Raw genomic sequence first — 4,439 nt, forward strand, 5'->3', positions numbered from 1 at the left:
GCCAATAGCATGTTAATGCCGCCGGGCGCGATTATTAACGGGGATTTGTCAACGGTACACGATGTGGATGTGCGCGATCCTGAGCAAATTCAAGAGTTTGTCACACATTCTTGGTACAAATACGGTGATGAAATGCAGGGATTACACCCATGGCAGGGAGTCACTGAGCCACAATTCACTTTAGGCGCGAAAACCGTCGGCCACAAAACCCATATCGAAGCCTTAGACGAATCGGCCAAGTATTCTTGGATTAAAGCTCCGCGTTGGCGCGGTCATGCGATGGAAGTTGGCCCCTTGGCGCGTTACATTATTGGTTACGCGAAAAATATGCCTGAATTTAAAGAGCCAGTGGATAAATTGTTGTCTGATTTGGGTGGTTTACCGATTTCTGCGTTGTTTTCGACTTTAGGGCGTACTGCGGCGCGGGGTTTAGAGGCTTCTTGGTCAGCGCATCAGATGAAACGCTCGTATAATCAATTGATTGCGAATATTAAGCAGGTGATACTGCGACAGCAAACATGACCCGCTGGGACCCGAAAATGTGGGGCGAAGTCAAAGGCGTGGGCATTGGGGAAGCTCCTCGCGGTGCGTTGGGACATTGGGTGGTGATTAAAGAGGGGAAAATCGATAATTATCAAGCGGTTGTTCCCACCACATGGAATGCGTCACCGCGTGATCCGACGGGACAAATTGGGGCGTATGAAGCGGCTTTATTGAATACACCAGTGGCGGTGGCCGATCAGCCGTTGGAAATTTTGCGCACTTTGCACAGTTTTGATCCCTGTTTGGCGTGTTCTACGCATGTGATCGCGCCCGATGGTCAAGAAATGGCACGGGTTAAAGTGCTATAAGGAGGAATAATGTCGAGTTTAAGTGTTGATTCCAAACAGAAATTTGAGAAAGTTCAAGCGGTTTACGTGTATGAAGCCCCGTTGCGGCTGTGGCATTGGGTAAACGCGCTGGCGATTGTTGTACTTGCGGTCACGGGCTATTTGATTGCGCATCCGTTGCCGTCGGTGCCGGGCGAGGCGAGTGAGCAGTTTTTAATGGGTTATATTCGCTTTGCGCATTTTGCGGCGGGTTATATTTTTGCGATTGGTTTTTTAGGGAGAATTTATTGGGCTATTGTGGGAAATAGTCATGCGCGGCAATTGTTTTATTTTGCCATTTTGGAATGGGCGATGGTGGCGTGAATTATTTTTTGAATTGCGCTGGTATTTTTTCCTAGAACCCGAACCTAAAAAATATATTGGTCATAATCCATTAGCGCAATTTGCCATGTTTTTCTTATTGCATTAGGCACGCCATTTATGATGATAACGGGTTTTGCTTTATACAGTGAAGGGACAGGTTTAGGCAGTTGGCAAGACCAGTTATTTGGTTGGGTTATTCCTTTATTCGGGCAAAGTCAAGATGTGCATACCTGGCATCATTTGGGCGTGTGGGCGATGGTGATTTTTATGATGATTCATATTTACGCCGCGATTCGTGAAGATGTCATGTCTCGACAAAGTTTAATTAGCACCATGATGAGCGGACATCGTATGTTTAAAGATGATCGGGATTAGATTTTTTCTTTCGTCTATTCCCCCTCCTATACCAAAATAAATTTTGAAAATTCTTGTGTCTGTAAATTCTGATTCTGACAAAATAAGGATTCTATGAATCCTATCTTTTTGGTATAGCAGAAGGGAGTTAGGGGTCGGTAGAAATGCAGATAAGTCGTTAAATAAAAATATTAAGGTATTAAAAGCGTTCAGAATTTTCACATTTCTACCGCCCCCCTACCTCCCCTCCTGCTAGGAGGGGGGAAAGAAGATGAGGTTATCTTGTTAAATTTTAACCATAAAAAACCTCTTTCTCCCCCTCCTAGCAGGAGGGGGCTGGGGGCGGTAGAAATATTGATATGCCAGATTATTTTCCGTTAGGTACTTATGCCTAATATTGCTTCTTGCGGAGATTTTGTGACCATGCAGTTTGAATCAGACCCTCGTTTTGTCAGCCGTTTGACCCGTCATACTTTGGCCATTATTTTAGCGGGGGGGCGGGGAGCGCGCTTGAGTCATTTGACGGATTGGCGGGAAACCTGCGGTGCCTTTTGGGGGTAAATTTCGGATTATTGATTTTCCGTTATCGAATTGCATTAATTCGGGCATTCGTCGAGTGGCGATTTTGACACAATATAAATCCCATTCTTTAATTCGTCATGTGCAGAAAGGTTGGGGATTTTTACGGGGAGAATTTAGTGAATTTATTGAGCTAATTCCCGCCCAACAACGTTTGCAAGAAGCGTGGTATGCAGGCACAGCAGATGCGGTATATCAAAATTTGGATATTATTCGCAGTCATGAACCCGATTATGTGTTAATTCTCGCGGGCGATCACATTTATAAAATGGATTATGGCGCGATGATCGCTGCCCATGTGGCGCGTGAAGCGGATATGACGGTGGGGTGTTTGGAGGTGTCGTTAAACATGGCCAAAGCCTTTGGCGTGATGAGCGTGGACGCGGAGGGGCGCGTGTTGCAATTTAATGAAAAACCCGCACATCCACAATCTCTGCCAAATAATCCCGATGTGGCGTTGGCTTCGATGGGGATTTATGTGTTTAATACCCAATTTTTATATGAAAATTGTCCAGTGACGCGGAAAATCTTCAATCTTCGCATGATTTTGGTAAAGATATTATTCCTAAATTAATTCAATCTTGTCGTGTGTTTACTTATCCTTTTCGGGACGCGCACAGTGGACAACAAGCGTATTGGCGCGATGTGGGAACGGTAGATGCGTTTTGGGAGGCGAATATGGAGTTAATTTCAGTTGCGCCGAATTAGATTTATATGATAAACAATGGCCGATTTGGACGTATCAAGAACAATTACCGCCTGCAAAATTTGTGTTTGAAGATGAAGATCGCATGGGGATGGCTTTGGATTCGATGGTGTCGGGGGGCTGTGTGGTGTCGGGGGCGAAAATTGTGCATTCTTTGCTCTTTTCTAATGTAAAAGTGAATGCCTACAGTCAGTTAGAAGACAGCGTGGTGTTGCCTGATGTGCAGATTGGGCAGCATTGTCGTATTCGTAAAGCGGTGATTGATAAAGGGTGTGTGATTCCTGATCATACGGAAATTGGTATTGATTTGGTGCGCGATGCGCAGCGTTTTGATGTCAGTCCGCAGGGGGTGGTGTTGGTGACTCCCGATATGTTTGGGCAGCATTTGCATTACCATTATTAGCGGATTATTCTACGAAATCCTGATTTTTCAATGCACACTCGTTATTTTACAGTGGACGTTTTGCGTGGTGGTGCGGTGGTGATGATGATCGCTTACCACATTTGTTACGATCTCACCTTATTTGGCTGGGCGCAATTTGCTTTGAATCAACACCCGTTTTGGTTGGGATGGCGAGCGGTGATTGTGGGATGTTTTGTGGCGATTGTAGGCGTGAGTGTCATGTTATCACCCGCTTACAATTGGCGCAGTTTAGTAAAACGTGTGGGCATCATCGGTGGTGCGGCGGTGGCGATTAGTGTGGTCAGTTATGGTTTATTTGGATTGCGTTTTATTTTTTTTGGCATTCTTCATTTTATTGCATTAGCCAGCATCATCGCGGTGTTATTTCGACGCGCTTATGGGTTTAATTTGATTTTAGGCATCAGTTTGTGGCTGATCGGGATGACGGTGCAGCATGAATTTTTTAATCAAGCGCAGTGGCAATGGGTTGGGTTGATGACGCATAAACCTGCGACGGAAGATTATGTGCCATTTTTGCCGTGGTTTGGGGTGATGTTGGTGGGGATGTTTGCGGGCGTTATTTACAACTTCATCCAACCTGTTGCTTTATTCCTAAAATAAGTTGACCCAATCGCTCAGTCAATTAGGACAATATAGTTTATGGATTTATTTATTGCATCAACCTATTTTATTCGCCTTATTTGGATTGTTACAATGGCTTCTTTAAAAAGAGCTTATGCCTGCATCGCAGAGTGATGTGATTAAAACTTTTATTTTTCCTGAATCAGTAAATTAATCATGATCAATGATATAATTTTAATTCAGATAACAATCAACAAATGGATTGGCATGTTTAAACGCTCGCATTGTATATCGGCATGCGCTACACTCGCGCCAAACGCCGTAATCATTTATTTCTTTTATTTCGCTTATTTCCATGCTGAGTATTGCCGGTGGGAGTGACGGCGATGATCACGATTTATCGGTGATGAATGGCTTTGAAAAAGAATTGCGTGTGCGCATGTTAGGCATGTCGCCGCATGTGTTTATTATGCCTTATTTTGACAATCATTTGAACGATTGGCCTGCATTAATGACCCATTTAAAAGATTATCCTAACATCACAGGAGTCGCGCCTTTTATTCAAGGTCAAGCCATGATTACGCGCAATCAAGCCGTTTATGGTACTTTAATTCAAGGCATT

At 44.2% G+C, this 4,439-nt stretch carries 1 protein-coding gene and 4 pseudogenes; all 5 read left to right on the top strand.

Annotation, left to right across the window (positions count from 1 at the left end; translation table 11 throughout):
- Positions 1–15: 15 nt before the first annotated feature.
- Positions 16–851: pseudogene (locus TPSD3_RS05070) on the top strand (nickel-dependent hydrogenase large subunit).
- Between the two features lie 9 nt (positions 852–860).
- A pseudogene (gene cybH, locus TPSD3_RS18225) lies at positions 861–1,568 on the top strand (Ni/Fe-hydrogenase, b-type cytochrome subunit).
- Positions 1,569–1,970: 402 nt separating this feature from the next.
- Positions 1,971–3,235, top strand: a pseudogene (gene glgC, locus TPSD3_RS05080) (glucose-1-phosphate adenylyltransferase).
- Between the two features lie 30 nt (positions 3,236–3,265).
- Positions 3,266–3,856 (top strand): acetyltransferase domain-containing protein, encoded by a 591-nt coding sequence (locus TPSD3_RS05085; RefSeq protein ID WP_086487515.1) that lies wholly within the window; start codon positions 3,266–3,268, stop codon positions 3,854–3,856.
- Between the two features lie 316 nt (positions 3,857–4,172).
- Positions 4,173–4,439 (top strand): annotated as a pseudogene (locus TPSD3_RS05090) (lipoprotein-releasing system transmembrane subunit LolC); the annotation flags it as partial.

Source organism: Thioflexithrix psekupsensis (assembly GCF_002149925.1).
Classification (GTDB): domain Bacteria; phylum Pseudomonadota; class Gammaproteobacteria; order Beggiatoales; family Beggiatoaceae; genus Thioflexithrix; species Thioflexithrix psekupsensis.